The organism is Streptococcus sp. 2020WUSS089, assembly GCF_044427405.1.
GTDB classification, from domain to species: Bacteria; Bacillota; Bacilli; order Lactobacillales; family Streptococcaceae; genus Streptococcus; species Streptococcus hashimotonensis.
Map to the genome: position 1 here is coordinate 287,620 of NZ_JAOTGD010000001.1, position 26,934 is coordinate 314,553.

At 36.5% G+C, this 26,934-nt stretch carries 27 protein-coding genes; 4 read left to right on the forward strand and 23 right to left on the reverse strand.

Features of this window, described 5'->3' with window-relative positions:
• Nucleotides 1-13: 13 nt before the first annotated feature.
• Nucleotides 14-1,195: a pyridoxal phosphate-dependent aminotransferase gene (locus ODU46_RS01315; protein ID WP_398579107.1), complete on the reverse strand. Its 1,182-nt coding sequence runs from the start codon at nucleotides 1,193-1,195 to the stop codon at nucleotides 14-16.
• Nucleotides 1,192-1,689, reverse strand: coding sequence for a DUF5590 domain-containing protein (locus ODU46_RS01320; protein ID WP_205041087.1), 498 nt, complete (start codon nucleotides 1,687-1,689; stop codon nucleotides 1,192-1,194). Before ODU46_RS01320 ends, ODU46_RS01315 begins: the two co-directional genes overlap by 4 nt.
• Nucleotides 1,690-1,902: 213 nt before the next feature.
• Here ODU46_RS01320 and ODU46_RS01325 point away from each other — a divergent pair, with 213 nt between their 5' ends.
• Nucleotides 1,903-2,352, forward strand: a complete 450-nt coding sequence (locus tag ODU46_RS01325; RefSeq protein WP_009909619.1) for a MarR family winged helix-turn-helix transcriptional regulator — start codon at nucleotides 1,903-1,905, stop codon at nucleotides 2,350-2,352.
• Between the two features lie 62 nt (nucleotides 2,353-2,414).
• The gene (locus tag ODU46_RS01330) at nucleotides 2,415-2,960 is read left to right on the forward strand and encodes an NADPH-dependent FMN reductase (protein WP_398579108.1); all 546 of its coding nucleotides are present in this window, start codon (nucleotides 2,415-2,417) and stop codon (nucleotides 2,958-2,960) included.
• 98 nt (nucleotides 2,961-3,058) lie between these two features.
• Here ODU46_RS01330 and glf read toward each other — a convergent pair whose 3' ends face one another.
• From glf to yaaA, 19 genes are all read right to left on the reverse strand, one after another.
• Complete coding sequence (glf, locus tag ODU46_RS01335; protein WP_398579109.1) at nucleotides 3,059-4,171, reverse strand: UDP-galactopyranose mutase; 1,113 nt, start codon at nucleotides 4,169-4,171, stop codon at nucleotides 3,059-3,061.
• A 634-nt stretch (nucleotides 4,172-4,805) separates the two neighbouring features.
• A complete protein-coding gene (locus tag ODU46_RS01340) occupies nucleotides 4,806-5,489 on the reverse strand; it encodes a sugar phosphate nucleotidyltransferase (RefSeq protein ID WP_398579110.1) in 684 nt (227 codons plus the stop codon).
• Nucleotides 5,490-5,500: 11 nt separating this feature from the next.
• Complete coding sequence (locus tag ODU46_RS01345) at nucleotides 5,501-6,421, reverse strand: DMT family transporter (RefSeq protein WP_398579111.1); 921 nt, start codon at nucleotides 6,419-6,421, stop codon at nucleotides 5,501-5,503.
• Nucleotides 6,414-7,943 carry a phosphotransferase gene (locus ODU46_RS01350; protein WP_398579112.1) on the reverse strand — a complete coding sequence of 510 codons (1,530 nt, stop codon included), beginning with the start codon at nucleotides 7,941-7,943 and terminating at the stop codon, nucleotides 6,414-6,416. Before ODU46_RS01350 ends, ODU46_RS01345 begins: the two co-directional genes overlap by 8 nt.
• A gap of 20 nt (nucleotides 7,944-7,963) precedes the next feature.
• Nucleotides 7,964-8,983, reverse strand: a complete 1,020-nt coding sequence (locus tag ODU46_RS01355; RefSeq protein ID WP_044768747.1) for a hypothetical protein — start codon at nucleotides 8,981-8,983, stop codon at nucleotides 7,964-7,966.
• Nucleotides 8,983-10,188: a glycosyltransferase gene (locus tag ODU46_RS01360; protein ID WP_044768749.1), complete on the reverse strand. Its 1,206-nt coding sequence runs from the start codon at nucleotides 10,186-10,188 to the stop codon at nucleotides 8,983-8,985. The genes ODU46_RS01355 and ODU46_RS01360 overlap by 1 nt, the downstream gene beginning before the upstream one ends.
• 14 nt (nucleotides 10,189-10,202) lie before the next feature.
• On the reverse strand, nucleotides 10,203-11,681 hold the full coding sequence (gene murJ / locus ODU46_RS01365) for a murein biosynthesis integral membrane protein MurJ (RefSeq protein ID WP_398579113.1): 1,479 nt from the start codon (nucleotides 11,679-11,681) through the stop codon (nucleotides 10,203-10,205).
• Nucleotides 11,682-11,697: 16 nt separating this feature from the next.
• Nucleotides 11,698-12,747: a polysaccharide pyruvyl transferase family protein gene (locus ODU46_RS01370; RefSeq protein WP_398579114.1), complete on the reverse strand. Its 1,050-nt coding sequence runs from the start codon at nucleotides 12,745-12,747 to the stop codon at nucleotides 11,698-11,700.
• 38 nt (nucleotides 12,748-12,785) lie between these two features.
• Nucleotides 12,786-13,877: an EpsG family protein gene (locus tag ODU46_RS01375; protein WP_398579115.1), complete on the reverse strand. Its 1,092-nt coding sequence runs from the start codon at nucleotides 13,875-13,877 to the stop codon at nucleotides 12,786-12,788.
• 30 nt (nucleotides 13,878-13,907) lie between these two features.
• A complete protein-coding gene (locus ODU46_RS01380) occupies nucleotides 13,908-14,888 on the reverse strand; it encodes a glycosyltransferase family 2 protein (RefSeq protein WP_398579116.1) in 981 nt (326 codons plus the stop codon).
• 13 nt (nucleotides 14,889-14,901) lie between these two features.
• Entirely contained in the window at nucleotides 14,902-15,876 is a 975-nt protein-coding gene (locus ODU46_RS01385) for a glycosyltransferase family 2 protein (protein ID WP_398579117.1), read from the reverse strand.
• 8 nt (nucleotides 15,877-15,884) lie between these two features.
• On the reverse strand, nucleotides 15,885-16,253 hold the full coding sequence (locus tag ODU46_RS01390; RefSeq protein ID WP_398579118.1) for an acyltransferase: 369 nt from the start codon (nucleotides 16,251-16,253) through the stop codon (nucleotides 15,885-15,887).
• A 137-nt stretch (nucleotides 16,254-16,390) separates the two neighbouring features.
• Entirely contained in the window at nucleotides 16,391-17,371 is a 981-nt protein-coding gene (locus ODU46_RS01395) for a glycosyltransferase family 8 protein (protein WP_398579119.1), read from the reverse strand.
• A gap of 5 nt (nucleotides 17,372-17,376) precedes the next feature.
• The gene (locus ODU46_RS01400) at nucleotides 17,377-18,756 is read right to left on the reverse strand and encodes a sugar transferase (RefSeq protein WP_398579178.1); all 1,380 of its coding nucleotides are present in this window, start codon (nucleotides 18,754-18,756) and stop codon (nucleotides 17,377-17,379) included.
• A gap of 46 nt (nucleotides 18,757-18,802) precedes the next feature.
• A complete protein-coding gene (cps4B, locus tag ODU46_RS01405; RefSeq protein ID WP_398579120.1) occupies nucleotides 18,803-19,531 on the reverse strand; it encodes a capsular polysaccharide biosynthesis protein Cps4B in 729 nt (242 codons plus the stop codon).
• 42 nt (nucleotides 19,532-19,573) lie between these two features.
• Entirely contained in the window at nucleotides 19,574-20,260 is a 687-nt protein-coding gene (locus ODU46_RS01410) for a tyrosine-protein kinase (protein ID WP_398579121.1), read from the reverse strand.
• Between the two features lie 9 nt (nucleotides 20,261-20,269).
• Nucleotides 20,270-20,959, reverse strand: a complete 690-nt coding sequence (locus tag ODU46_RS01415) for a YveK family protein (RefSeq protein ID WP_398579122.1) — start codon at nucleotides 20,957-20,959, stop codon at nucleotides 20,270-20,272.
• A gap of 15 nt (nucleotides 20,960-20,974) precedes the next feature.
• Nucleotides 20,975-22,420 (reverse strand): LCP family protein, encoded by a 1,446-nt coding sequence (locus tag ODU46_RS01420; RefSeq protein WP_398579123.1) that lies wholly within the window; start codon nucleotides 22,418-22,420, stop codon nucleotides 20,975-20,977.
• Nucleotides 22,421-22,520: 100 nt separating this feature from the next.
• Nucleotides 22,521-23,255: a peroxide stress protein YaaA gene (gene yaaA / locus ODU46_RS01425; RefSeq protein WP_398579124.1), complete on the reverse strand. Its 735-nt coding sequence runs from the start codon at nucleotides 23,253-23,255 to the stop codon at nucleotides 22,521-22,523.
• Nucleotides 23,256-23,377: 122 nt separating this feature from the next.
• On the opposite strand from yaaA, the gene ODU46_RS01430 reads away from it, so the two are divergent.
• Nucleotides 23,378-24,637 carry a PLP-dependent aminotransferase family protein gene (locus ODU46_RS01430; protein ID WP_398579125.1) on the forward strand — a complete coding sequence of 420 codons (1,260 nt, stop codon included), beginning with the start codon at nucleotides 23,378-23,380 and terminating at the stop codon, nucleotides 24,635-24,637.
• Between the two features lie 98 nt (nucleotides 24,638-24,735).
• Here the strand turns inward: ODU46_RS01430 and ODU46_RS01435 are convergent, their stop codons facing one another.
• Nucleotides 24,736-25,587 (reverse strand): DegV family protein, encoded by an 852-nt coding sequence (locus ODU46_RS01435; RefSeq protein ID WP_398579126.1) that lies wholly within the window; start codon nucleotides 25,585-25,587, stop codon nucleotides 24,736-24,738.
• Between the two features lie 126 nt (nucleotides 25,588-25,713).
• Between ODU46_RS01435 and ODU46_RS01440 the strand changes: the two genes are divergently transcribed.
• The gene (locus tag ODU46_RS01440; RefSeq protein WP_398579127.1) at nucleotides 25,714-26,118 is read left to right on the forward strand and encodes a TetR/AcrR family transcriptional regulator; all 405 of its coding nucleotides are present in this window, start codon (nucleotides 25,714-25,716) and stop codon (nucleotides 26,116-26,118) included.
• 26 nt (nucleotides 26,119-26,144) lie between these two features.
• On the opposite strand, the gene proC is transcribed toward ODU46_RS01440, so the two are convergent.
• On the reverse strand, nucleotides 26,145-26,930 hold the full coding sequence (proC, locus tag ODU46_RS01445; RefSeq protein ID WP_398579128.1) for a pyrroline-5-carboxylate reductase: 786 nt from the start codon (nucleotides 26,928-26,930) through the stop codon (nucleotides 26,145-26,147).
• Nucleotides 26,931-26,934: the final 4 nt, after the last annotated feature.

The window sequence follows — 26,934 nt, forward strand, 5'->3', positions numbered from 1 at the left end:
ATTTTTCCTCTTTTTATTTTTTCATAAACATATGTAGTCGAGCCACTGCTTCTTTGAGCGTGTCCATATCTGTCGCATAGCTGAGGCGGATATTTTCAGGAGCTCCAAAACCAGCACCTGTCACCAAGGCCACACCGACTTCTTCCAGGATAGCTGTGGTAAATTCAGTCACATCTGTATAGCCCTTCATTTCCATAGCCTTTTTGACATTTGGGAAGAGATAGAAGGCACCTTCTGGCTTGATAACTTCAAAACCAGGCACCTCTGCCAGCAATGGATAAATGGTATTAAGCCGCTCTTCAAAGGCCTGACGCATGGTTTCTACCGTATCTTGTGGACCTGTAAAGGCCTCAATGGCCGCATACTGAGCAACTGCTGTCAGGTTTGAAGTCGTTTGTCCGACAATCTTACTCATAGCCGCAATAATCTCAGGATTACCAACCGCAAAGCCAACCCGCCAACCTGTCATGGCATAGGCCTTGGCCACCCCATTGACAACAATAGTCTGCTGGCGAATGCTTTCTGAAATGCTTGAAATCGGTGTGAAGCTATTTCCATTATAGACCAAACGACCGTAAATATCGTCTGCCAAGATGAGAATATCGTGCTCTACAGCCCAGTTTCCAATAGCTTCCAATTCCTCACGACTGTAAATCATGCCCGTCGGATTGGACGGACTATTGAGCAAGAGAACCTTGGTCTTATCCGTACGAGCCGCTTCCAGCTGGTCAACCGTTACCTTGAAATTGTGCTCTTCTGTCGCAGTGACAAAGACAGGCACCCCATCATTCATCTTGATTTGATCTGCATAAGAAACCCAGTAAGGTGTCGGAATAATCACCTCATCACCAGGATTGATGACCGCCGCAAAGAAGGCATAAAGAACAAACTTAGCACCTGTGGCAAGAACGACCTGATTGCGTTCGATAGAGTAGCCGTAGAAGTTCTCAAAGTAGGTATTGACTGCGTCCTTCAATTCTGGAAGTCCTGAAGCTACCGTATAAAAACTCGCCTTACCATCTTCGATAGACTTAATAGCAGCTTCTTGAATATTTTTCGGTGTGACGAAGTCTGGCTCACCCAAGGTCAGCTCTAAAATATCACGTCCTTCTGCCTTCAAGGCTTTTGCACGCGCACCTGCTGCCAGAGTTACACTTTCTTCCATCTCTAAGACTCGTCTTGATAACTTGCTCATAAGCCCTCCCGTTTGATAAAGTTCCCTGTTTCAAATTCAACTAAATAGTAGGCAGTACCTGACTTGACTTCCCAAATCGGCTTCGCATCTCTGTAGCCAAGAACCGATTTTTCTATCTCTCCAGCACCATTCTCTGTAGCGACTGCCTGCGCTTCTTCCTTAGAAATACCATTCGCCATTGGATAAACGTACACAGTATTTGTCTCTTCAGGAATGATAACTGCAACCATTTCCCCCTGACTCGTCTTTCCTTGCACGCTAAAGTATGTTTCTGCCCCGTTATAGATAGAGACATCATCAACAACCTCTATATCCGCATAGTCTCGAGCTACAGAAATAGCGTGATTCTGTACATCAGAAAAAGGCTTAGCTGCAAGGTCCCAAATAACAAATATCGAAAAAGTCATGACACTTAGGAGTATAAAGGAACCAGCTATCAGCTGTCCCTTCTTCGTTGCCAATACTTCCAAAAGTTGAAAAATCTTTTTTTCCATAGTAGTCCTATTATACTACAAGTTAAAGCATATTTCCATTTTTTCCGTAATTGAATTGTGAATAAACTTTCATTCTCCTTCAGACAGAGAACGAATATAAGAACTGGGACCCACAGTTCAGCTCCTCCATGCTATAGAAAGTACTTTACCTATGAATATAGGATCTAACTTTTTTTGCTTGATAACCGAACTATTTATTGCTAAAATATTCTCATGAGAACTGTTGAACAATCTTTAAATGAGAACAAGCATGCACTTCACAGTCTAGTCGTCTTTCGCAGAGCAGCTAATACTATCGCAAAATCAGAATTAGAAACAATCAAAAAATACGGACTGACAGTTTGTCAGTTTGGAGTGATGGAGGCACTCTACAATAAAGGAAATCTGCGGATTCAAGACTTAATTGATAAATTATTAAGCACATCTGGCAACATGACTGTCGTTATAAAAAACATGATTCGAGATGGCTATATCTACAAGACGATCGATACAAATGACCGTCGTGCTTCCTTGATTGCTCTCACTCCACTTGGACGCGAAACCATTGAAAAAATCCTTCCAGAGCATTATGATCACGTTGGAGAGATTTTTTCTGTCCTTAGTTCAGAAGAACAAGACCAATTAGCCGAGATACTTAAAAAATTCAAGAATCAGCAGACCTAGAATTGCCAACAAAAGACAAATACGATATACTAAATTTATGTTTTTATGAAAAGGAGGCCATCATGGCAAACGTATTGTTTTTAGTTGGTTCACTACGTGACGGTTCTTTTAACCATCAAATGGCAAAAAAAGCCGAAGCGTCCTTGGCTGATAAGGCTCAAGTATCTTACATTGATCTTGCAAAAATTCCCCTATTCAACCAAGACATCGAGACACCTATCCTTCCTGAAATTGCAGAGCTACGTGCACAAGTAGACGCTGCGGATGCTATCTGGATTTTCTCACCAGTATATAACTATGCAATCCCAGGCATCGTAAAAAATGCTCTCGATTGGCTCAGTCGTTCGCTCGATTTATCCAATCCAAAAGGACCATCTATCCTACAAGATAAAATCACAACTGTCTCTGCCGTCGCAAACAGTGGTCACGACCACCTATTCAAAGACTTCCAACACCTTCTTCCATTTATCCGCACACAGATTGCTGGTGAATTTACAGGTTCAACCATCAATCCAGAAGCATGGGGAACAGGTGCATTGGAGTTATCTGACGAAACTCTAACAAAACTCGAACAACAAGCAACTGACCTGTTGGCAGCAATTCAATAATCAAAAAAAACCAGAAATTCTGGTTTTTTTTGATTAACATTTTAAGAGCATTCCGACTTCTGACAAGAATCAATTACTACTTTGATGACTTCTCAAAATCATTCCCCAACTTCACTTCTCACACACTGCAAAGCAGCTCCGAGGACTTGATGCATATCATAGTAACGATAATGACCAAGACGTCCACCAAATATAACGTTCTCTTGTTGTTCTGCGAGGCGCTTATAAGCAGTATAAAGTTTGTTGTTACGATCATTGTTCACTGGATAATACGGCTCATCGCCTCGTTTCCAGGTCTTCGAATACTCACGTGTAATAATGGTTTTCGGTTGTGTACCAAATTCGAAATGTTTGTGTTCGATAATACGAGTAAATGGCGTTTCACTATCTGTGTAGTTGACAACTGCATTCCCTTGATAGTTTTCCATATCCAACACTTCTGTCTCAAATCGAAGGCTACGATATTCCAATTCACCAAGTTGGTAATCAAAGAACTCGTCAATCATTCCTGTAAAGACAATCTTCGGATAGGTAGCTAAATAGTCTTCCTTATTGGCAAAGAAATCAACATTTGTCTCAACATCAATATTCTCATGATCCAACATTTTTTCAACAATCTGCGTGTAACCGCCGATTGGAATACCTTGGTAGCTATCGTTGAAATAGTTATTATCATAAGTCAAACGCACGGGTAAACGACGGATGATAAAGGCAGGTAACTCCGTACATGATTTTTCCCATTGTTTCTCGGTATATGACTTGATCAATTTTTCATAGATGTCTGTACCAACTAGTGAGATGGCTTGTTCTTCCAAGTTCTCAGGTGTTTTTCCTCCCAAAACAGCTCGTTGCTCTGCAATCTTGGCTTCTGCTTCAGCAGGAGTCACCACGCCCCACAGTTTATTGAAAGTATTCATGTTGAACGGAAGATTGTAGATTTCACCTTTGTAGTTGGCGACTGGTGTATTTGTATACCGGTTGAACTCCGCAAACTGATTCACATAATCCCAAATTTCTTTTTCAGAAGTATGGAAAATATGTGCGCCATATTCATGGACTTGAATACCTTCTACTTCCTTTGTATAGATGTTACCTGCAATGTGGTCTCGTTTTTCGATAACCTTTATTTTTTTACCCTTTTTAGCTGCCTCATGAGCAAAGACAGCACCGAACAGCCCTGCACCAACAACTAGATAATCGTATTTTTTCATATTGTTTTTACATTTAACTTTCTAAGGAAGTCAATTCTCCAAATCTTTTACTAGACTATCATTTACACCATCGTCTCATTACCAATAAAGAATGAGTTGTGATAATCTCTTCCCTAAAACCTTTCACTTAAAGCTTGCAATATCCAATATTATAACAGACAATACAACCTTCATCAAGTTTAGCAATAATAGAGAGAATAGTAGGAAATAAACAATATATAGTCATTTGAATTAGCTTTGATCCATCGTCACTTTCGACTTGCCGTACTCTAGTACAGCCTGCGCCTCAGTTCCTTGTCTGAAAGCTAATTCATTCGACTATAAAAACCCTAAAAACATTTACTAAAAAATTTTTTAAACTATATATATGTTTACACTAACAACAATATGTAGTATTTCGAAAACATCAAAAAAGGCGACTTCCAAACTAGGAAATCGTCTTTTCTTGGCTCTATAATTTCTGTAGTGGGTAAATCCACTGTAGGGAAAAGATAATTTTATCTTCTCTGTATAGAGTGGAATTTGTAGTAGTAAAAAATTCACTTCGTACTTCATACTTCCAAAATACTATACCTATCGCAAATAATTATAGGCAATCATAAAATATTTATCAATTAGAGGGGTAATACCATTTCTATGACTGTAAAAACTCTTTGAGCTGTTCTAGGTCATCAAGATTATCAATCTCAAAAACAGCATCAGAAGGGATATCCTTTTTATAAACTATTAATTTATCTAGATTATCTTTTACAAGATTGTCCCAATATAAATTTTCAAAATCATTTGATTCTACAGTCTCCTCAAGAAGACGATTCAAAACTTGACCAGCTTCTGTATTCCAGTATGAGACACCAGATAGAATAGTTCCCTCACCACTATCAACTACAATTTCTTTAACCAAGCCCTCACTATCGCACTTCAGAAGCCATTCATCCTTAAAATTTCTTTTATAAGCTGAAAAATAGGTAGAAACTGTCACCTTAGCATCCAAGAAGTTGGTATGTAGATAATTATCCGCATCAATTACATAGGCATCACTCAAAAACTCTCTCACAAGATACATAGTGTAAAAGTTATTATAAATATCATATTTATCGTTGTGAATTAACTTAATTCCATATTTTTTTTCTAAAAAGCCAAACTTTTCTGCCAAGTATCCTGTTACAACAATAATGTCTGAAATGCCGATTTCGTTCAAAAATAAAATTTGTCGCTCTATTAATGTCTGCTCTCCAATTTTAATCAAAGATTTAGGAGTTGTTAATGTCAGGGGTCTCAATCTAGTACCCATTCCTGCTGCTAAAATAATCGCTCGCATAGATTCTCCTCTTAGTTTTTTATAACAAATAATGTCCCAATAATGATGAGTATGCTACTAATGACTAACTTTATATCTAATTGTCCTCCAAAAAGAGATAGTGAAAAAATGACTGTCCAAATAGAGTAAGTCACATTTAAGCCCGTCGCTTTTACAGGACCAATAGTATCAATAGCTGAATAATAAGAGAGATAGGAAAGAGTACCTATAAGTGCTAAACCAATAATAAAAAGAATCGATTGTGAAGCAATAATGGTTGATAGACTGTAGATAACATCACCTTCTGCAAACATAAATAACAGATAGACTAAACTTGAAACCCACTGCCTAATCAATAAAGCTTGTTTCGGCAAAATATCATCCTTCATACCGTAAGCGGTAATAACACTTTCCGAAGCCCACCCCAGTACACATAACCCTGCTGCCAAGAAGCCAATAAAATCTCCCCCCGCGTTAGAACTTCCACTATAACCAAGAAAAATTACTGCTACCATTGTCAAAGAAAGTCCAAACCATCCCCGTTTGGTCAAATAATCTTTTAACAAAATCGCCCCTAATAAGGCTGCGATAGCAGGATACAGGGCAGATATAGTTGCAGTTAGCCCCGTCCCTAACTTTTCTACCGCATACAGATAAGCTCTCATCCCTAAAGGACCAGCAAACAATGCCGCTATCATTACAAAATACGCACTTTTACTTTTTAATTTTTGAATTGTCATTTTGAGCTGACCTCTGACAGCTAGGTCAGAAGTTAAAATAGTTGCTGAAAAAAAATCATGAAAAAATGCTAATAATAAAGTAGAGGACAACAGCTTATCATCTCCAGAAATGAAAGGACTCATCAATAAAACCAGACCATTTAAAGATGTATCTAAGCCCCAAAACATTCCAGACAATAGACCTTGTATTGTCCCTTTTAGACGACTATTCATATATCCCCCGTTTTCTAAGTTCGGTTGTTAACCAAGAACTATATTCTCTTGCAAAGTCATATTGTTTCTTAGCATAATCTCCAAAGTCCACACCCAGCATATGCTTATATTCACACCAATTGCTCCATAACAGGCCGCAGGATGCAATATAGCAGTAAATTTTCAAGCGAATCTCTTCTGAACAATTATAATCAAAATAGATATCAATCAACCGGTCAATCTCTTGCTGATTGTACAAAGAATAGATACAGAACATAGCTATATCAACATGAGGGTCCTGCATACCAGCATACTCCCAATCAATTAAACGAATTTCTTCTTGGCATTCTTTGGAATAAATCAAAAAATTGTCTGGAATTGCATCAATGTGTGTTAAAACCTTCTTTTCGATATGCTTTTCAATAAATGCGGAGAGATTAAAAACCTGTTTCTTCACCTGATCATAATCATCATATGCAGATTCATACCCATTACGCAACGACTCATAAAAATCTATTTGAGCAAATATATCAAACTCATGTTCAACTTTTAACTCTAAGCTATGAAACTCCCGTAATTTAGACATACATTTTTTCAAGTCAGATAAATCATTTGGATCACAGTTTCTAGCACCATCCACAAATCTAGTAATTTTATAGCCATTATCTGGATTCAAGTATATGATTTCATCACATATTCCTTTTCCATCCAATGTTCCATAAACCATGGCTTCTTGTTGGCGATTAATAAGCAGGTCAGTTCCCTCGCCTGGTATCCGCATAATATACTTATCACCCCTACAAGAAAATAGAAAAGATCGGTTGGTCATTCCCTTTTTTAGAGCAATAATATCACTAATATCATCCGAACTTATCGAAAAGACATGACAGATTAATTCTATTATTTCTGAATGAAGGTGCACTGATTGATTATCGATTCCTCTCAAATCTTCAAAGCTATCAATCTGATGTACAGAATCTCGAGATACAAATACTGGTGTAATCCATAATCTTTCACTATCATAGAGCACTTCTTCCCAGAAAGCATCTTTTCCTCTATCGCTCTCTACAACAAGCTGTAATGAATCACGTATTTTATCACCATCTTTTTCTGAAATGTAGGCAATACCAGTCATTGAATCCCAATAGTCTGTCTTCTCAGAATTACTATTTTCATAAACTAAATAGAATGAATCTGACGAACCATTAAAAAATGGATTTTCTTGACACCAAATATCACAGGGTAAAATATATGTATTTGAAATTTTATCTGCAACAAGCATCAAAGAATAAAGGTTATTCATCTCGGAGTACCTCGAATTATTAACCAAGGTTACACCGTATTTTTCGCCAAGATACTTCAGTCGTTCTCCCATATAACCGATAACAATTGTAATATCAAAAATATCCGCTTCTTGTAATTGATGTATCAAACGCTCAATTAGAGGAAGACCAGATACATCTAATAATGCTTTAGGAATTTCAGTATTAATTGGAACCATTCTCATTCCAAAGCCTGCTGCTAGAATAATAGCATTTTTCATGTAATGTTCACCTTCTAGTTCTACTCAGTTACAATACTTTCAAATGGATACAAATACTCTTCTAACTCATTTTCAATATATTTAATTTCTTCCAAATCACATTGAATCCTTTTCCAAATCTGAGTATTATTTTTAGATTTTGCTGGATCAAAAAAAAGTTTTTTATTCGTATGACTAGACTCTATTAGCTGTAACCACATTCTAATTTGTCTTGTTGTCTCCTCATAGTTGTAAACCATGTCTTCAAATTGGATAAACTTAACCTGTGGTGAATCCATCGTTTCAAACTTTCTATGATTTCTTGTGTATTTGAACCACTTACAAAATTCTTCTACATTACTAGGGATGATACCGTCTTTCCAAAAATATTTTTCTAAGACAAAAATATCTCTTGGATCCCTGTCAACAACTACAACTTGTATATCATTAAAATATCTTAAATACCGCTTCAAATTTGTAGGTGGCACAATCTGATCAACCATTACTATTTCAGAGTCTCCACTGACTGAGCCAAATAAATTTTCTATATATCTTTTAGTCGCGTCTAAAAACTTTTCTTCTGAAGGATTTGAACAGTAGGTTATCTCATTTTTTAAAGTATTTAATGTTCTTTCGGGAGTATGACGCCACAAGGTTAGCTTTAATATTTTATTAAGAATTCTCTTTCTAAAATAATATAATTCTCCCTTATCCATTAAATCATACTGCCACCATCCTTGATAACTGAATTCTACCAATTCTTCCAAGTATTTATTTGAATAATACTCCCAATTATTACCAAAAAAATGTGCATACTTCTTGCCAAAGATATTACCTGAATAAAATTTAATCAGTTTTTTATACCTCTTTATTGCATGACCAGAATTGTGCCTATTGAAATTCTCGACAATATTGTACTCTAAATCAGATATGCCATCTGGATCTTGAATGAAGCGAAATTCTTCATTTGTAAAAGAGTACACATTTTCAAATTCTGATACAAAATCTGTGATAGCACTGGAACCAGTACCGTAATAACTCGCACAGGTAATAAACTTCATTATTTTTCCTCCAATATTAATTTAGAGAGCATTTCCTCCAGCTGGAACTGTATATTTTGGGGACTGAAATCTTCCACTCTCTCTTTACTTCTTAAGCGGTACTTATCATATAAATCTGAATTGGTTAGGAGTTCATATATTTTATCTGCCATATCTTCAGGATGTTTAACTGAACTTAATAAACCATACTGATTATCACCCAATATTTCCCTTGGACCAGTCTTAGAATCCGTTACAACCATAGGCAACTGATAGGATAGACCTTCTAAGATTATCGTTGGTAAGCCCTCTCCAGCAACACTCGCATGAACCAATAATTTTGCTGAAGCATAATAATTCTCCACATTTTTCTGAGCCCCCATAAAGTGAATATGCTTAGAAACTTCTTCTGGCAATTTTGCCACAAACCTCTTTACCAAGTCTTCTTCAGGACCATCTCCGATAAATAATAGGTTGGGAAGTAACCCGTACTTTTCATTTAGGATTTCTAAAGCTTTGGCTACCGTGTAGTGATCTTTGTGTGGATACGAAAATCTTGACACCATGATAATGAAATCACCATAGCGTGCTTTTAAAGAAGAAATAAGGTCTTGTTGAAGAGGCTTATGAGCGATAAAAGTTGGGTTATATAGCTTAGTAATATTTAATTGTTTTTCCAATCCACTATGATAGCTCAGTACTTCCTCTTGCGCATCGTCAACCAGTACTACCAAATTTTGAATTTTTCTATATAAATTTAAATAACCATCAGAAATGAGTAGATAACTATAAAGTGCCCCATGTAACCAACATAGCTTCCGCTTATTTTTAATGAAATTATTGGCAACAAATGTTAAATCATTGAAATGACCAGAAAAAGCTATCACAACATCAAACTCTTTTTGAAAACGTCTATCAAAAAGAATAAACACTTTTAACAGTACATTGAATAAACTTAGTAAAGTAAAAATTATCGGATATGCACATTTATAAAAATAACCTTTCTTTACTAATTGTGTATACTGCTCTGGAGCAAACTTTCTAGAATATGAATAACGAATAATATTACATTCCTCAGGAAAATTCTCTTCCATATCTGTCAAACTAGGATTTAGATTGAAAATCGTAACCTCGTGATTATTGGAAACAAGTAATTTTGCATAGTCACTCCCTACTCTCTCAATACCTCCTATTTGTAAACCATCAAATACCAAAGCAATTTTCATATATAATCCTCTCACTACTCAAACATACTTTTGATATATTTCCGCAAGTCATAGCCTAAACCACTCAAAAAACCAATATATACAAGGAATGCTGCTACAGCCTCAAACAGATGACCAAAAACAGTTACGGGATAGACAATTTCTAGCAAATATAGTAAAAAAATTAGGCTAGCAGATAGAACCAAGAGTAGTCCCTGCCTCATATAAAAATGATACCCTAACGATTCATAATATTTGCTAAATCTCCATTGAATCATCATAAAAGAAAGAATAGAACTAAGTAAAGTTCCTAAAATGATTCCGTAAAATCCAATTATTTGAGTAAGAGCAACACTGAGTACAAAATTTAGCAAACTCACTATAATGCTGTTGTAAAAAGTAGACTTCGTATCTCCTTTGGCATAGAAAAAACGATACACTAAATCCCTCAACATATTGATAGGGAAACCCAGAAGGTACAAAGTCACACAATTATAGTAAACTTCAAAGTCATCTTGCTGAAAGTTACCTCTCAGTATTAAAAATTCCAGTACATCTCGTCCCAAAATAAAGAACAGAATCAAAATGATATAGCCCATGATAGAAATAAAATAGCTAATATTTTTGAAACGCTCAACTCCCTCTTTTAAGCTAGTCAGAAGGGATTCACTTAATTTAGGATAAGCCATAATCATAATATTACCAACAACTAACGTATTTAGCATTCCAACAATCGCATTAGAATGACTCAGTATCGTAACATTTCCCTCACCAGCACTACTCGAAAGAAAAGAATCAATCAAAAGATTGAACTGATACAACCCGGTACTAAAGACCGTTGGTAAATAAATTTGCATCATCGTACGAAATCCACTGGATTTGAATTCAAAATTAAACCTAAATCGCATCCCATATTGAACACAATAATAAAACTGAATCACCGCATTTATAATAGTAACTACTCCCGTAACGATAGATAAAATATAAACATCAGCATCCAGATAAAAAAGAGAAAGAACAAGGAGGAGGTTTGTCACTAAAGTCGCCCATTTGGGAATATTATACTTTCCTTCAACCTGTAAAAATGCTGTCGTAACCCCAATAAAAGTATTAAAGAATTGAGAAAACACCAAGACGCTTATAATAGACTGGGCCGTTTGTTCAAACACAAGATTTCCATTCGAAATCAAAGTGATAATCGGTGTTCTTACAATTAAAAAAAGGCCAGAAACAGCTACTGCCGCTAGGTAAATAAATGTTAAAAATGAATTAATGACACTATCTTTTTCTTTTTTAACATAAGCAGGGATTAAAACTGTCGTAATCCCTGTTGCAAAAAAACTAAAGATAAAGACGGATAAACTCAGCAGTAAATTATACGCATCAATAGAAGCACTGGCTCCATACTTTGAAGCCAACAATGAGGACTTTATTAATGAAACTACCTGTGTCATAAGTGTCAATACTAACATCAACAAAAACTGCACTGAGTCCTTTTTTAATAAACTTTTCACTTTATTACTCTCTATCTCACACATTATTTCTAAATTGATTTTTCGCCTGTTCTCTTACTAGTTCTAAATTTTGGAATTCTGAAAACCAGCTATCATCAATTAATGTACTATCTTCCGGAAAATTACTTATATCAATATAGAATGAATCTGGATTCAATTCATCAATAACATTAATTGTCTTAGAGCTATAAGCTATCGGTAGGACCTTTGCTCCAGATAACCAACCTAAAATCATACTATGGAAGCGCGTTCCAACAACATAAGAATAGCTTGCAAACAAGTCCAAAAATTGATCAATTGCCCCATTATAAGCAATAAGTGTTACATCATCGTTGAACTCCTGCTTTAATCTATCACACATATCTAAATCTCCCTCAGCTTCACAAAAAGAAAGCAAGTGGACGCGATATCCTTTGGATAGAAAGGAACCTATGATTTTCTTCATAAAAGAAACATAGGACATTTCATATTGTTGAAGTTCAGGGCGATTGGCCAAATTCACTACAGAGATACCAACTATATTTTCTTTTTCTGCGGTAGGAAGCTCAAGGTTAAATACTGCATCAGGTGCAAGGGAGATATTGTCAAATCCCGCAAAATACTCTACTGAAGTTTTATCTCTAAAAACAATGCCATCGAACTTACTAAATAAGTCTTGATAAGCTGACAAAAAATAATCCGTCTTAACTGGGCCAAAATTTGCACCTACAACTGTTATCTTTCTTGAGAGTTGTTGAAGACGATCATAGTAGTAATAGTTATCCTGCCAACGACCTTCCTCCATAAACATCGATCCTCCAATAATAAGAGTCTCATTATACTTTGATAACTCTCTTTTCAAAAAAGGTGTTTGCTTAAATAACTTATAGCAAACCTTATCAAATCTTCTGCATAATCGCGAATATTCCCATACGTTAAAACCATATTTTTCTAAATACGAAGCCTCATTTTTGTCACTCACAAAAACGGTGAACTCCCGATTAGGAAACCAATCTTTTAATACCTTGAGAAATAAATCATCTCCTAAATTTTTATTGACATATGCATATACAAAAACTTTTTTCATCTATATACCCTATTTCTACTTACAAAGAAAAATACATCTTAAAACCCAAATTGAAAAGGATATGTCTCATGATAACCAAAATAGATAAAGAAGGTATACCAGTAGACAACCAATGCTAGCATATAAACCACAGTTATCAATTGTTTTCCATAATGTTTGGAAGAAACTAACACCGTCAGGTTTGGTAACAAGACTATTTCAAACAATGAGAAATAGGCACTTACACGCTGTGTCAGATAATTTGAATTAGTAAACAGGAGAACAAAAATTAAAAATAACATTATTCTCCAAAACTTGCTTAACCCCAAGCTAAAATCTTTGGTATATAGGCTATAAAATATATATATGGACAAAACAAAACCTACCAAAGCAACCTTATACCAATCTACGCCCAGACCCTCTCCTAGAGTTAGATAAACACGATACTTATCAGATGAAATTAAACCTAATCGCAAAATAAATTCAAAAATTGCATTAACAATAAAAGGAACTATCATAACTGCAACTTGGACAACTGTCGTTAAGCCATACTTACTTTTCATCAGATAGTATAACAGAACCATCGCAATAGCAACCGAGGAGGACCTGTGAAATAGATAAGCTAAGAGTAATAAGACTACAATATTTTTGAAATTTAGTTTTTCTATCTTTGAAAACAAATAAAAAATTACAGCCATTGCAAGCATTTGTCGCATCATGTTCAATGAAATATTATAGTATAAAAAACAATATGTAAACCACTGAAGCCATTGAGGGCAACTTTTGAAATTCTTTATCCCTAGCAAAACAAATAGATTTGTCAGGAAAGATAAAATAAATAATACAAAGCTAGGAGTACCAAAAATCTTGGCACCTACATATTCTAGTGCCAAAAAACTGGCTTCAATCTCATTAAAATTGATGCTTAAAAATTCTTTTAACCCATAAGGATAGGACTTCGCAATTTGAAATACTGGCAAAACATATACTTCAATATCAGTGCCTATTGTGTAGTGTCTTAACCCAGCAACAATAGATACTAATAAAACTGCTATAAGGCCAAATACTGTTGCTTTCTGTTTACTTGAAGTCTTTTCTGAAGCATATATCAGCAATGTAGAGGCTATAAAAATGAATAAATAAATAAACATGACTTCTCTATTCTATTGGACCTAGGTCCCTTATTTTCTATTTTTTAAAGAAAGAAACTTATTTTCAGTTGTTAATACACCAAATAATAACCGAAACTTTCTTATCGTAAGCAACTTCAACTGAAGAGTTCTCCGTGATGACAAGGTCAAATAAGAATACCTAAGAAGATCACATACATAGGCATAATCAAATGATAACATCAACTGATTTCTAAATTCCACCCAGGAAGAATAACTAGCCAAAAACCGCAAAGTTGATAGGTAGTCACCTAGGGACTTCTCGTAAAACTCTTCCTCACATTCAGGGTAATACTCTAAAAATTGTTTTTTTGTTTCAAACACTGTATGTCTATCTTGAAAACTAACATTTTTCTGATAAGAGGCACTAGCTTGATTATCCACATAAGTATAGATTGAATCAGGGAAATAGACGATATTGGTACAGTGACTGAGATACTGCCCAACAAAGATAGCATCTTCTCCAATTCTGATTCCCTTAGGAAATCGAATGTTATGCTCGTGAATAATCCTTTTTTTGAACACTTTACACCAAGGACCATTTAGGCGATCTGTCAGCAGATACGTTTTACATATGGTATCCAAATCACTCTCACATTTTGAAAACATCGGAACAACAGGCTGAATCTGACCATCTAGCTCACGTTGTAATTCAAAAATTGTTAAGTCCTTATTTTGCTCTTGAGCAACTAAATAGGCTTGTCCCCAACCAGATACAAGATAATCATCACTATCAACAAATAGAATGTCTTCACCATTAGCTAGCTCTAAGCCATGGTTTCTAGCTATAGAAACGCCTGCATTCTCTTGGTAGACATATCTAACTCGCAAATCACGACTGACATAGCTCTGACAGATCTCCTGTAAGTTATCAGCACTGCCATCATCAATCACCAAAACTTCAAACTCAACACTAGTTTCTACCAATATGGAATCTAAACAACGCGAGATTAATTGCGCATTGTTGTAGACTGGAATAATAATGGATAACATGATTCCCTTCTCCTCATTTTCTCATCTGAAATATTCTCTGTAGAGTATCAAAACCTACTAATAAGGATAAAATAAGAGCTGTCCTTACTTTCAAGGGAGTAGCCGAATACATAAGAACACTAATCCTATATTTTCTAATATAATTTATGACCCGTATTCTTTCATCACGATATTCTTCAGCAATTGGTATCATGAATAGTATCACAATAGCCATATTCACAATCCGCGTCATCAAATTCATATAATTTCTATCAGAGTTAGCAGATGTTAAAAAATTTTCAAAGTAAGATAACGATTCAAGTTTTTGCTTGTTGAATCCATTTCGCATAGCACTACTTGGTCTAATCAAATAATGATAGAGTGGCGCACTAATATAAGTAATTGAAGTACATGAATGAAATAAGCTATACTTAAATAGAAAATCTTCTCCTACTGTCACATTTTCTGCAAAAGAAAAGCCTTCTATTATTGAGTGTTTATATAGAGTTCCCCATACAGCTGTCACTTCCATATCTTTATATGGTTTTTCAAGGTGACATAAATCTCTAATTGCTAGATTAGCTTCTACAACCTCAGTCTCAAATTCCTCAATATTCTCAAACGACTGCATTGTCTCAACAGTCTTACAAGAACAGATAATACAATCTGAATTTGTTCTTTGTAGTTCGGAAACCATCATTTCTACCATCTGGGGATGGATGGAATCGTCACTATCAACAAAGGTAATATATTCACCTTGAGCGTATCGTAAACCTAGATTTCTAGCTACTGAAACTCCTGCATTTTTTGTATGAAAGACTCTAATCCGTATATCCTTTTTAGCATATTCCCCACAAATCTTACCACTTTCATCCGTGGAACCATCATTAACTAATAATACCTCTATATTCTTATACGTCTGCTGTAAAATAGATATAATGCAGTCCCTTAAATACTCTTGAACGTTATAAACAGGAACGATAATCGATACTAAGTCACTATTTTTCATTCCAGCTCCTACTTAAAAATAATATCTCTATATTCTAGTTCTCTCCGTTGAGTTACAATCTTACCGTCACCAATATTTCCTGAAAGAACTGTACCTGCACCTACGATACAATTGTCTCCTATAATGGTCCCTTTTAAGATGACAACATTACTTCCAATCCAGCAGTTCTTACCAATATGTACTGGCTCTGTGGAAAAACCTTGTTTCTTCAATAACTGTTGTCTGTCAGCAAACCTATGGTTATGATCATAGATTTTAACATTTTCTCCAAAAATTGTTCCTTGACCGATTTCTATACGCTCATTCGCATTTAGAGAACAGTAATTATTAAAAAAACAATCGTTACCAATTATTACACTAGCACCTGTATCAATCATGATGGATAGTGATTTCCGCCAAACAACATTCTTTCCTATTTGTAACTTTTTTCCATAAATAAGTTTATAACATAGCCAAGTTAGGTACATTTTTAGATAATGTAATAGTTTTATACTCTTCATTCTACTCCTAACAATTATCGCTTTCTCTGATAATTAATAACCATGGGTCTTATATGTAGCTGAACAAACGATAATATATTCAAAACTGCTTTTCTAAGAGGGGTTTGTAACAGAGTACGTACCACTCTTCTTGATTGCTTTTCATTATAAGGTGATTTTTCAATACCCAACTCTTTCATATAACCATTCCATTTTTCTACACCAGAAACGCTACTTTGTGCATACCATGGTCTGATAGAAGAGATACTTGTTGTAAAGTGTCGGATAACAACTTCTTTTTTTGCCTGTTCCAGACAGGAATCACTATAATATTGAGAGGGTTTCTTAAAATGCAACATCTCTTTATAGGCAAAATCATAAAAAGCGGTCATCATATTGTATTTAGGATTCAGCTCATAGTAGCAATCGTATAACAATGAATTTAATAATCCCAAGTCACCCTGCAAGGGATTGCCTTCAAAATATTCTAGTTGCTTTAATAAGCGTTCCTCAAGATGTAATGTTCTCCATTTCACTAAATCAATAAGCATTACTCCTGGATTGAACATAGAATGTTCAATTGGAATATTCAATAGCTTTTTATAGGTCTCATTAAAGACATCTGTGACTGCTGCTACAACCTTATCACTGATGTCCATGTAATACAAATCTGTTACTGAACCTTGGATCATGATATCACTATCTAAATAAATAACCCGTTCGACCTCCACAGGAAGCAGACTACCTACTAGTAATCTATCATATGAGCTAACTGATCCCCTGTCAAGATTGATATTTGTATTAAATATTTGCGTCGTCAGTTGAATAAAAGTAAGTGTAGCATTCGGAAATTCCGCAACCAACTCTCTAAGCTCTTCTTTTTTTATTTCAGATATCTCATTGTCAATAACCCAGATACGAATTTTCTGCGTGCCTTCTGTATTTCTCAATAGTGATAAAACAGAAACTTTCAGAACATCTGCAAAATTATTATCGCTAGCATAAACAATATTCATCTTACTTACTTGCTTCCCTCTCTCTTAATCACAACTTGAACAGTTTTTAACAAAATCTTGATATCTGACCAAATGTTCCAATTATCAATATATTCAACATCAAGTTTGACAACTTCGTCAAAATCAGTAATATTGCTTCGACCACTGACTTGCCATAATCCTGTAATACCTGGTTTAAAACTTAAACGACGTTTCTGACTTGGTGTGTATTTTTCAAATTCATCAACAGTTGGCGGACGCGTGCCAACTAAGCTCATGTCTCCAATTAAAACATTGTAAAACTGAGGTAGCTCATCCAAACTAGTCTTTCTAATGAAATGACCAATTGGTGTTATGCGTGGATCGTTATCCATTTTGAACATACCACCTTGCATCTGATTTTGAGCCATTAATTCTTTTTTCCGCTTTTCAGCATCAATATACATCGAGCGAAATTTATAGAATTTGAAAATGCGACCATTTTTTCCTACACGTTTTTGGACAAAAATAGCAGGGCCGCCATCACGTCTGATAAGTGGTACCAAAACTATTGAAGCCAATCCACACACAAGCAAGCCCACAATAGCTCCTACAATATCCAAAATTCGTTTCATAAGGATATGACTAGGCTTATAGAAATTGGTAGAAAACGTTACAATACTATGGTCACCTAACAGTTGAATTTTTTTATTTTTCAAAGCACGGAAACCAAATGAATTTACATCAACACTCACATCGATGCCTAGAATCTCAAATTCTGAAACAATTTGTTTTAAATCAAAGTGTTCACTTGGTAAGTTAATAAAAATCTGGTCAACAACTTCTCGAGTAGAAAACTCAACAGCTTCTTCTACAGTGTTAAATTTTGGAATCTTTAGTTTAACATTGGTTCCAACTTGATCTAAAAAGACAAGAGCCACTAAATTTTTCTGAAATAGTTTCTCTGTTTCAAAAAGCTTTTGCATACTTGCCCAGCGATCTGTTGTAGTTATCAAGACCGTTTTTCCTTTATATTCTGAATTTAGAAAAAGAATACCTTTAAAATGTCGAACTGTGCAATTTAACAAATAAATCAGGACTGAGTTCATTAATATAAAATAGATAAGACCTCTCCTAGATAAACCAAAGTTATCTTCTAAAAAAAATGAAATAACTGTTAAAAGAATGGAAAAAACCAAACTATACCATAGAGTTTTTTCAAATTCTTTTAAAAAACCACGATTTTCAAAGTCACGGTATAAATTTGATAAATAAAAAGCAAAAAAGTGCACCATCAAGATAATATGAATTCCTGAACGACTTAAATCTGAATTCGGAATCTGACTCGTAAGAACAGCCGCTATCAGAACTGCGATCATATCATAAAGAGCCAATTTTGCTTGGAAATAACCTATTTCGTTACTCAAATCTTTACCCCCCGTTACCATTAATTATAAGCTTTTTTTTCTAAAATCAAACCTGATTTTTTAATATCATTAAAGGATTTTTCTTAAATAAAGCCTTTGCCCTATCTTCTCCATATTCTTCTTTGACGATCTGATAGGCTTGCTTCATAAATGGAGGACGGACCGTCGTATTATGCATATCACTCGCCACACAATGAACCAAGTTATTCTCAAGAAAGAACTGTACTCGTTTCTTAAATTCCTTCGAACGGTCGCCAAGCAAACCTGGTTTTAAAACATGACTACTGTTGACCTGAGTATAACACCCTTTATCTAGCAACGCCTCAACACGCTCTGCATAAAAGGCCAAGGCATCATATCTTTCAATATGTGCAATAACTGGCGTCAATCCCAGAAGGTTTACTTCATTTACTGCCTTTTGAATATCTTTCCAAGGAGTATTCATACTAAACTCTAGCAAAATATAGCGTGAGCCATTGATGGTTGGAACCTTGTTTTTTTCCAATTTTTCCATCAAGTTTTTACTATAGTAGAGTTCGCCACCATAACATAGTCTCAAGTCTGGATATCTTTCTTTAACAGCTTCTTTCAATTTATTAAAGTTAGCCATAATGACTTTTTCAGGTGTTTCAAACATCCCTTTACGTCTATGCGAAGTCGCAACAATAATGCGAACTCCTTGTTGTCTAGCAACTCTGATTAATTCCAGACTTTCTTCAATAGTCTTTGGTCCATCATCGACTCCAAAGATAATATGCGAATGAATATCAATCATCTTACACCTATTTTAAAGTTCATCTTATACAGAGGAAGGTAACTAGGCTTTTTTGCCATAGTTACCATAATTACCATACTCACCATATCTCTCAGCTGTGACATCGTATTTATTTAAAATCACACCCAAAAATGGAGTTCCTGTTTGTTCTAATTGCTCTTTTACTTTTTTTACAGCTGAACGCTTGACTGTTCCAGCCTCAACAACTGCTACCATTGCGTCACATTTTTGAGCGATGATTGCTGCATCGATGACCATTCCAAGTGGTGGACAGTCAACAATAACGTAATCATAATAGCGTCGAAGAGTCGCCAAAAGATTTTCAAAATTCTTACTTTGTAAGAGGGCAGTTGGGTTAGGAGAAACCTTTCCAGACTCAATAACTGTTAGATTTGGGACATCTGTATCACAGAGTCCTTGAGACAAATCTGTCGTACTAGACAAGTAATCCGTCAAGCCAGTAATTTTTGTCGTTGGTTTGAAGAAACCTGACATAACAGAATTACGGATATCTGAGTCAACCAAAACCGTCTTATAGCCTGAACGAGCATAGGCCATTGCTAAACTTGCTGCCGTTGTACTCTTTCCTTCATTTGATTGAACAGATGTAATACCTACAACTTTAATATCCGATCCACTTAATTGGATGTTGGTACGAATAGCATTAAAATACTCTTCTGTCTTACCTACTAATTCTTTTTTCGTGCGTGCAATTTCTAATGTCGCCATGTCTTACTCCTATTTCAATTTTTTCGAATCTGGTACTACACCTAACAAGGTCAAGCCCATCACTTCCTCAATATCCTGAGGACGTTTCACACGATCGTCTAAAATTTCAAAAATCAGCACTAAACCAACAGCAAGTACTCCACCGCCCAAGAGACCAACAGCAATATTTCTCGATGTTTTTGGCGTAGATGGAGTTTCTGCTGGTACAGCTTCTTCCAAAGTTGTCACATCACTGACCTTAGTCACTTCGATAATTTTTTGAGCAGCAACTGTCCGTAAGCTGTTAGCAATACGAGCTGCTTCATTTGGATCAGCATCGCTAACTGTAATGGATAGGATACGAGTATCAACGGGAATATCAACGGTAACTTTGTTAGACAAATCAGTAGTAATATTGAGCTCTGACTTTACTCTAGATAACACATCTTGTGATAGGATGATTTCCTTATAGTCTTTAACAAGATAAGTACCAGCCTGCAGTTCCTGGTTGGTCAAACCTGCGCCAGCCTCAACATTTTGACTAACAACATAAATACGAGTTGTTGAGTCATACTGAGGAGTAACTAAGAAGCTACTAAAGACAAATGCAATCCCTGCTCCCAAAAGAGCTGTAATAATGATTAGAAATTTCTTTCTCCATAAGGTTTTTAACAACGATAATACATCAATTTCAATTGTATTTACTTCTTGATTATTCATAATCTCTCCTATTTATTAATTTCCATCCAAGACTGACTGGATGGCTGATTTTACTTGTGCTAAACTATCTTGATTAATCTCCATCATATACAACTGTGAACTTGGCATTGCGTATGAAGTCAAATCATTACGCCCTGTCCCTGTCAAAGCCTGAGATGTGACTGAGAACTGGGTACCTGATTCCAATTGTGTATTAACAAGGCTCATAATAGTTTCAATACTCAGGTCTGTTTGGATGGAACCTTCCAGACCAGCTAGAATTTCCTGGTAGTTACTGAGGTTATCCGGGGAACTTAATTTTTTGATGATGGCTGCAATAACTTTCTCTTGGTTTTTTCCTCGATCATTGTCGCCATTAGCTAGAGAATAGCGCTCTCGAACAAATCCTAGTGCATGATCCGCGTCCAAATGTATATCGCCTTGAGGAAAGTAATAACCTTTATATAAGCCAGTAAATTCCTGTTCATTGTAAACATCTATTCCACCAACCAAATCAATCAACTGCAAGAAGGAGGTAAAGTTCAATCGGATATAATTGCTGATGTCAATACCGTATAGATTTTCTAGTGTGTGAACAGATGCGTTCACTCCGTAGATCCCTGCATGAGTCAGTTTGTCGTATTGATTTTGACCACCGTCAGCAATTGCGACATAAGAGTCCCGTGGTGTGGTCGTCAGCAAGATTTTATGGGTTGTACGATTGACTGTCATAATGATATTGACATCAGACCGTGAAACGGTCGAAATTGGTCCATAGGTATCAATCCCACTGATGTAGATATTGAAGCTAGCCCCACTTGCCTGCTCTACAGTTGTCTCCACTTGTTTTGTGACCTTAAAGGTATAGAGCTTTCTGACTTTATTGGCAAAATCTGGATCTTCCGATTCTAGAATATTGGTGAAGACGCCATTAAATACCATCGCTTGTATCTCACCATTCATCATGGATTGATAAGCAGTTAGGTAAGAGCTAGTTGGAGTCGTCGATAACTGAACCGATTTCATCTTCGTAACGTCATCCAATAATGCGGTGACATTCTCTTGGTCGTAATCAGCTGGTGCTGTGACTGTGGATAGCTGACTGATATCTGTAATCTCGCTGTCCGCTGGCACGACGACACTCATTTCATACTCAGAAAATGTCGAGTTGGAATTCAAGCGATTTGAAAACCTAACGACTTCATTCATCCCGTAGGCCCCGAGGGAAGCTACTAGTAAGGATAGTACTAACAAGATCATGGTAAAAACACGCGCCTTCTTCCGCCATATCAACCAGGCTGTCAAGACTAGAATCCCACTTGATACCCCTGCAAGGATATGATTCAAATATCTAAAATCTAAAATATCGTACCGGTACATCATATAGAGCGACAAAGTCAGAACAATAACATACAAGAACCATAAAGCGTAATTGACAATCTTTAATCGTGAAGATTTTCTACGTCCACTTCTCTTTTTCATAAACAACCTTCCTTTTACTTATAACTTACCCATTATATCATAGAAATTAATATTTTCCTACCCTTCTTTAGTGCTGGAAAACGTTATCTTGTTCGTTTTTTCACATTTTGATTGATCGGATGAAGGTAAGTTGGTTTGCCGTTGATTCGGAAGCACAATAATCAAAACCATCCACCTTAAAATCTTGAATGTCCGATAATTTCTGAATATTGTTCTTAGCCAACCAGGACAGCAATCTTCCTCTACCTTTTTTTGATATAGTCGAGTGAACTTTTAGCTGCCCTGCTTTTTCTTCCATGAAAAGAATTTTAACTAATCTTTTCTGAATCTGTGGAGAAAACACCTGCTCAAATTCTGACGAAGCCAATGAGAGAATCAGTTCATCATCACCAACTTCTTGGTCATAATACGGTCGCCAGTACTGTTTTAAAGACTGATTGCCTATCTTTAAGCTCCCTTGAAAATCTAAGCGGTGAGGTGAAATGAATTCAAAAGGATGAATCAATCCGTATAAGGCTGTCGCAACACGAACGTGGTCACGTAGGTAATTTTCTTCTTTCGAATCTATACCTCGCCTATCCATATAACGATACATGAGACCATCATATAACTCCCAGGCTGGATAGGTTTTTGCTTGACCTGTCCTGATTCGATGCCAACGATCAGCTTCTAACTCAGCCTTTTCTTCATTCAATTTATAAAAGGCAGCCATCTTTTTTACATCAAATTGACTTATGGCATCCAGTACCTGCTTGCTTCGATCAGACAGGGGATAAAACGGGGCATTCTCTAGATTTGTATTTACTTCTTTTGCATTAGGTATAATTATTTTCATCACTTAATTATACCATAGAGTAGCTTAATTCCTGAACCTCAACCCCATTATTCATATATTGTATTTCTGCAACTTTTCCTATATACTAGCTAGTAACATAGTCTATAAAAAAGGGGGCTTAGATGAAAAAATATCAAGTTATCATCCAAGATATTTTGACTGGAATAGAGGAACACCGATTCAAACGCGGAGAGAAATTACCTTCTATCCGTCAACTCAGCGAGCAATATCATTGTAGCAAAGACACTGTCCAAAAGGCTATGTTGGAATTAAAGTACCAAAATAAGATCTACGCTGTCGAAAAAAGTGGTTATTATATCTTAGAAGATAGAGATTTCCAAGACCATACTGTAGAGCTCAATCCAGCAGACTTTCAAGAATTACCCTATGAAGATTTTCGGATTTGTCTAAACGAAAGTCTTATTGGGCGGGAAAATTACCTATTCAACTACTATCACCAGCAAGAGGGATTGGCAGAATTGATTTCCTCCGTTCAAAGTTTATTAATGGACTATCATGTCTATACAAAAAAAGACCAGCTGGTTATCACAGCTGGTAGTCAACAAGCTCTATATATTCTCACACAAATGGAAACCTTGGCTGGAAAAACGGAAATCTTGATAGAGAACCCTACCTACTCACGAATGATCGAGCTCATTCGACATCAAGGAATCCCCTATCAAACAATTGAACGGGATTTAGATGGAATTGACCTAGAAGAATTGGAAAGTATCTTCCAAACTGGAAAAATTAAGTTTTTCTACACAATTCCTCGCTTGCACAATCCTCTCGGTTCAACCTATGATATAGCAACAAAAACAGCCATCGTAAAATTAGCAAAGCAATACGATGTCTACATCATTGAGGATGACTATTTGGCAGATTTCGACTCTAGTCATAGCCTACCTTTACACTATCTTGATACAGATAATCGTGTCATCTACATAAAATCTTTTACACCGACACTCTTTCCTGCCCTCCGAATCGGTGCAATCAGCCTTCCTAACCAGCTACGTGATACCTTCATCAAACATAAGAGTCTAATCGATTACGATACCAATCTTATCATGCAAAAAGCTCTCTCACTCTACATTGATAACGGTATGTTTGCACGAAACACACAGCATCTTCATCATATTTATCACGCTCAGTGGAATAAAATAAAAGATTGTTTAGAGAAATACGCTTTGAACATCCCATATCGAATTTCCAAAGGGAGCGTGACCTTTCAGCTAAGCAAGGGAATTCTTTCACCTAGCATCCAACACATGTTTGGAAAGTGTTATTATTTCAGCGGACAGAATGCTGATTTCTTACAGATCTTCTTTGAACAAGATTTTGCAGATAAGCTGGAGCAATTCGTAAGATATTTGAATGAATAAAATCTAATAACCTCATACAAACAATCCCCCTCGAACTTAAAAGACGAGGGGGATTGTTCTATAGTGGAAATTACATCCCAAAATTGTTACTCTGTGAATCACGCTTTCACTTCATAGCCCATCAAAAGTCCACCTTCTTCAGCATAAAAACTGCATAGACCTGATGTTGCAACTTCGTCAATAACAGCCGTTGGAAAACTTGCTTTTACCAACTCTGAGAATTGTTGGAAAAACTTGGCATTGTTGCGGTGGGCCATGACAATTCGACCACCATCATAGCCTGCTTTTTTCATTTCTTCAAAGGCCGCTGTCACAGATTTCTTATGGCCACGCGCCTTTTGAAGCAACTCTAATTTTCCTTCAGCGCTTGCCTCACCAACCATACGGATATTGAGAAGACCAACGACAGTGCCTACCAATTTGCTCAGTCTTCCATTCTTAACAAGATTATCAACCTTCGCTAAAACAAAGAGGAGCTTACTGTGTTCCCGATAGTGAGTTATCGCTTCTACTACTTGTGGAAAATCTAATCCTGAACCAATTAATCGATTGATTTCGTCTACAAGTAAATCCATTTCCCCACTGGCTGACAAACTATCTATCAAATGGATATTGACAGTCGGATGCTCTTCGATATACATATCCCTAGCTACACGTGCCGCATTAAAACTACCCGATAGCCCACCTGTAATCGTCACAACGATAATGTTCTCAGCTCCCTCAAAAGCTGCCTGATAAGCCTGCGGACTTGGACACGCCGACCCAGCTGCAGACTTAGATGACTCCATCACCTCCATCATGTAATCAATATCCAAGCTTGCATCATCAACAAATGCTTGTTCTCCAACCTGGATGGTAAGTGGCACACTAATAAATTCAGTATCCGGAGCTAGATTAGCTAATTGACGATAGTCGCAGCCCGAATCTGCAACAATTTTCCATTTTGACATAATATTCTCATTTCCAATTTTACTTTTTTATTTGACAATAAATCTCTATTTACTTACAATTATATCATTAAACTACCCCATCTGAAAGCATTTTCTTTCAGATGTGACACTCGGAAAAGGAAAACTATGGCAGGTCGTAAAATTTCACCCCAATCTTTGAAAAACCTCTATCAATCAAACAAGGAAGCCAATCAACTGACTAAGGAATCAATAGAAACTGCTCTGCTATTTCTCCTAGAGAAAAAGGAGCTCAAGCAAATTTCAGTATCTGAATTGGTTCGTAAAGCGGGAGTTTCTCGTAACGCTTTCTATCGCAATTATAAGTCAAAAGAAGAAATTTTAGAGATTTATTACGAACGGACTTCCAGCAACCTTAAAAAGAAATGGCATGATTTGCAGGACAAGGTTCAAAAGGACGGTGTCAAGCAAAGTTTTGCGGATTTTGTACAAGATCAAAAACGTAAAGCGGAGCAAAACAAAACTCTATCCAATGTCAGCCAATGGATCAAGGAAAAAACAAAACGGGATTAAAAGTCCCGTTTTTTGCTATTTTCTCACTATTTTTTGCCTAATTTTCTAGTCTTTTTGAGGGCGGCAGCGACTGCCTTGATAACGGCGTAACGGAAGCCTTCTTTTTCAAGAGCCACTACGCCTGCAATAGTCGATCCACCTGGCGAGGTCACTTCTTGCCTCAACTGGGCTGGATGCTTGTCGCTGGATAATACCATTTGAGCAGTTCCAGCCAAGGTTTGTGCAGCCAAAATTTTCGCATCTTCCGCTGTTAGACCATTCTGCACACCCGCATCTGTCAGGGCCTCAATCATCTGATAGACGAATGCAGGTCCACAGCCCGCGATAGCCGTCGCAGCATCTATCAACTTCTCTGACACTTGCTGTACCTTGCCAGATTTTTCTAAGATTTGTTCCAATAGCGGAGCGAGCTCTGGATTGACCACGCTATAGGTTGTCATACCCTGGCCGATAGCGACAGGTGTATTGGGCATGATACGGATGACTTTATCTGCCGACACAAATTCTGCCAGGCTGTCAATGGGCACTCCAGCTGCCATGGAAATCCAAATGGCTGACGGATTCTGACTAATCTGGTCCTGTAAGCCTGATAAGACTGACTGAATCAGGTGAGGCTTGACCCCAAGGAAAATCACCTCGGCCTGCTCTGCTATTTCCCCATTAGAAAAAAGCTGACCACCCACCTTCTCTTGAAGAGCCTGGGCTTTTGCTGGGTTGTGGTTGCTGAGTAGGAGCTGGGTATCTGATTGCTGGCTGACCGCTTGGGCCAGGGCCGCTCCCATGTTGCCCAGTCCGATAAATCCAATCTTCATCTTG

What these genes read in the sequence shown, in the direction of transcription:
- ODU46_RS01410 (WP_398579121.1), bottom strand. Translation starts at nt 20,260, where the DNA reads ATGGCGACATTAGAAATTGCACGCACGAAAAAAGAATTAGTAGGTAAG.
- ODU46_RS01440 (WP_398579127.1), top strand. Translation starts at nt 25,714, where the DNA reads ATGGCAGGTCGTAAAATTTCACCCCAATCTTTGAAAAACCTCTATCAA.
- ODU46_RS01355 (WP_044768747.1), bottom strand. Translation starts at nt 8,983, where the DNA reads ATGAAGTTTATTACCTGTGCGAGTTATTACGGTACTGGTTCCAGTGCT.
- ODU46_RS01345 (WP_398579111.1), bottom strand. Translation starts at nt 6,421, where the DNA reads ATGAATAGTCGTCTAAAAGGGACAATACAAGGTCTATTGTCTGGAATG.
- yaaA (WP_398579124.1), bottom strand. Translation starts at nt 23,255, where the DNA reads ATGAAAATAATTATACCTAATGCAAAAGAAGTAAATACAAATCTAGAG.
- ODU46_RS01370 (WP_398579114.1), bottom strand. Translation starts at nt 12,747, where the DNA reads ATGAAAAAAGTTTTTGTATATGCATATGTCAATAAAAATTTAGGAGAT.
- ODU46_RS01435 (WP_398579126.1), bottom strand. Translation starts at nt 25,587, where the DNA reads ATGTCAAAATGGAAAATTGTTGCAGATTCGGGCTGCGACTATCGTCAA.
- ODU46_RS01330 (WP_398579108.1), top strand. Translation starts at nt 2,415, where the DNA reads ATGGCAAACGTATTGTTTTTAGTTGGTTCACTACGTGACGGTTCTTTT.
- glf (WP_398579109.1), bottom strand. Translation starts at nt 4,171, where the DNA reads ATGAAAAAATACGATTATCTAGTTGTTGGTGCAGGGCTGTTCGGTGCT.
- ODU46_RS01315 (WP_398579107.1), bottom strand. Translation starts at nt 1,195, where the DNA reads ATGAGCAAGTTATCAAGACGAGTCTTAGAGATGGAAGAAAGTGTAACT.
- ODU46_RS01360 (WP_044768749.1), bottom strand. Translation starts at nt 10,188, where the DNA reads ATGAAAATTGCTTTGGTATTTGATGGTTTACAAATAGGAGGTATTGAG.
- ODU46_RS01395 (WP_398579119.1), bottom strand. Translation starts at nt 17,371, where the DNA reads ATGAATATTGTTTATGCTAGCGATAATAATTTTGCAGATGTTCTGAAA.
- ODU46_RS01320 (WP_205041087.1), bottom strand. Translation starts at nt 1,689, where the DNA reads ATGGAAAAAAAGATTTTTCAACTTTTGGAAGTATTGGCAACGAAGAAG.
- ODU46_RS01325 (WP_009909619.1), top strand. Translation starts at nt 1,903, where the DNA reads ATGAGAACTGTTGAACAATCTTTAAATGAGAACAAGCATGCACTTCAC.
- ODU46_RS01390 (WP_398579118.1), bottom strand. Translation starts at nt 16,253, where the DNA reads ATGATTGATACAGGTGCTAGTGTAATAATTGGTAACGATTGTTTTTTT.
- ODU46_RS01420 (WP_398579123.1), bottom strand. Translation starts at nt 22,420, where the DNA reads ATGAAAAAGAGAAGTGGACGTAGAAAATCTTCACGATTAAAGATTGTC.
- ODU46_RS01385 (WP_398579117.1), bottom strand. Translation starts at nt 15,876, where the DNA reads ATGAAAAATAGTGACTTAGTATCGATTATCGTTCCTGTTTATAACGTT.
- ODU46_RS01380 (WP_398579116.1), bottom strand. Translation starts at nt 14,888, where the DNA reads ATGTTATCCATTATTATTCCAGTCTACAACAATGCGCAATTAATCTCG.
- ODU46_RS01415 (WP_398579122.1), bottom strand. Translation starts at nt 20,959, where the DNA reads ATGAATAATCAAGAAGTAAATACAATTGAAATTGATGTATTATCGTTG.
- proC (WP_398579128.1), bottom strand. Translation starts at nt 26,930, where the DNA reads ATGAAGATTGGATTTATCGGACTGGGCAACATGGGAGCGGCCCTGGCC.
- ODU46_RS01430 (WP_398579125.1), top strand. Translation starts at nt 23,378, where the DNA reads ATGAAAAAATATCAAGTTATCATCCAAGATATTTTGACTGGAATAGAG.
- ODU46_RS01375 (WP_398579115.1), bottom strand. Translation starts at nt 13,877, where the DNA reads ATGTTTATTTATTTATTCATTTTTATAGCCTCTACATTGCTGATATAT.
- cps4B (WP_398579120.1), bottom strand. Translation starts at nt 19,531, where the DNA reads ATGATTGATATTCATTCGCATATTATCTTTGGAGTCGATGATGGACCA.
- ODU46_RS01340 (WP_398579110.1), bottom strand. Translation starts at nt 5,489, where the DNA reads ATGCGAGCGATTATTTTAGCAGCAGGAATGGGTACTAGATTGAGACCC.
- ODU46_RS01350 (WP_398579112.1), bottom strand. Translation starts at nt 7,943, where the DNA reads ATGAAAAATGCTATTATTCTAGCAGCAGGCTTTGGAATGAGAATGGTT.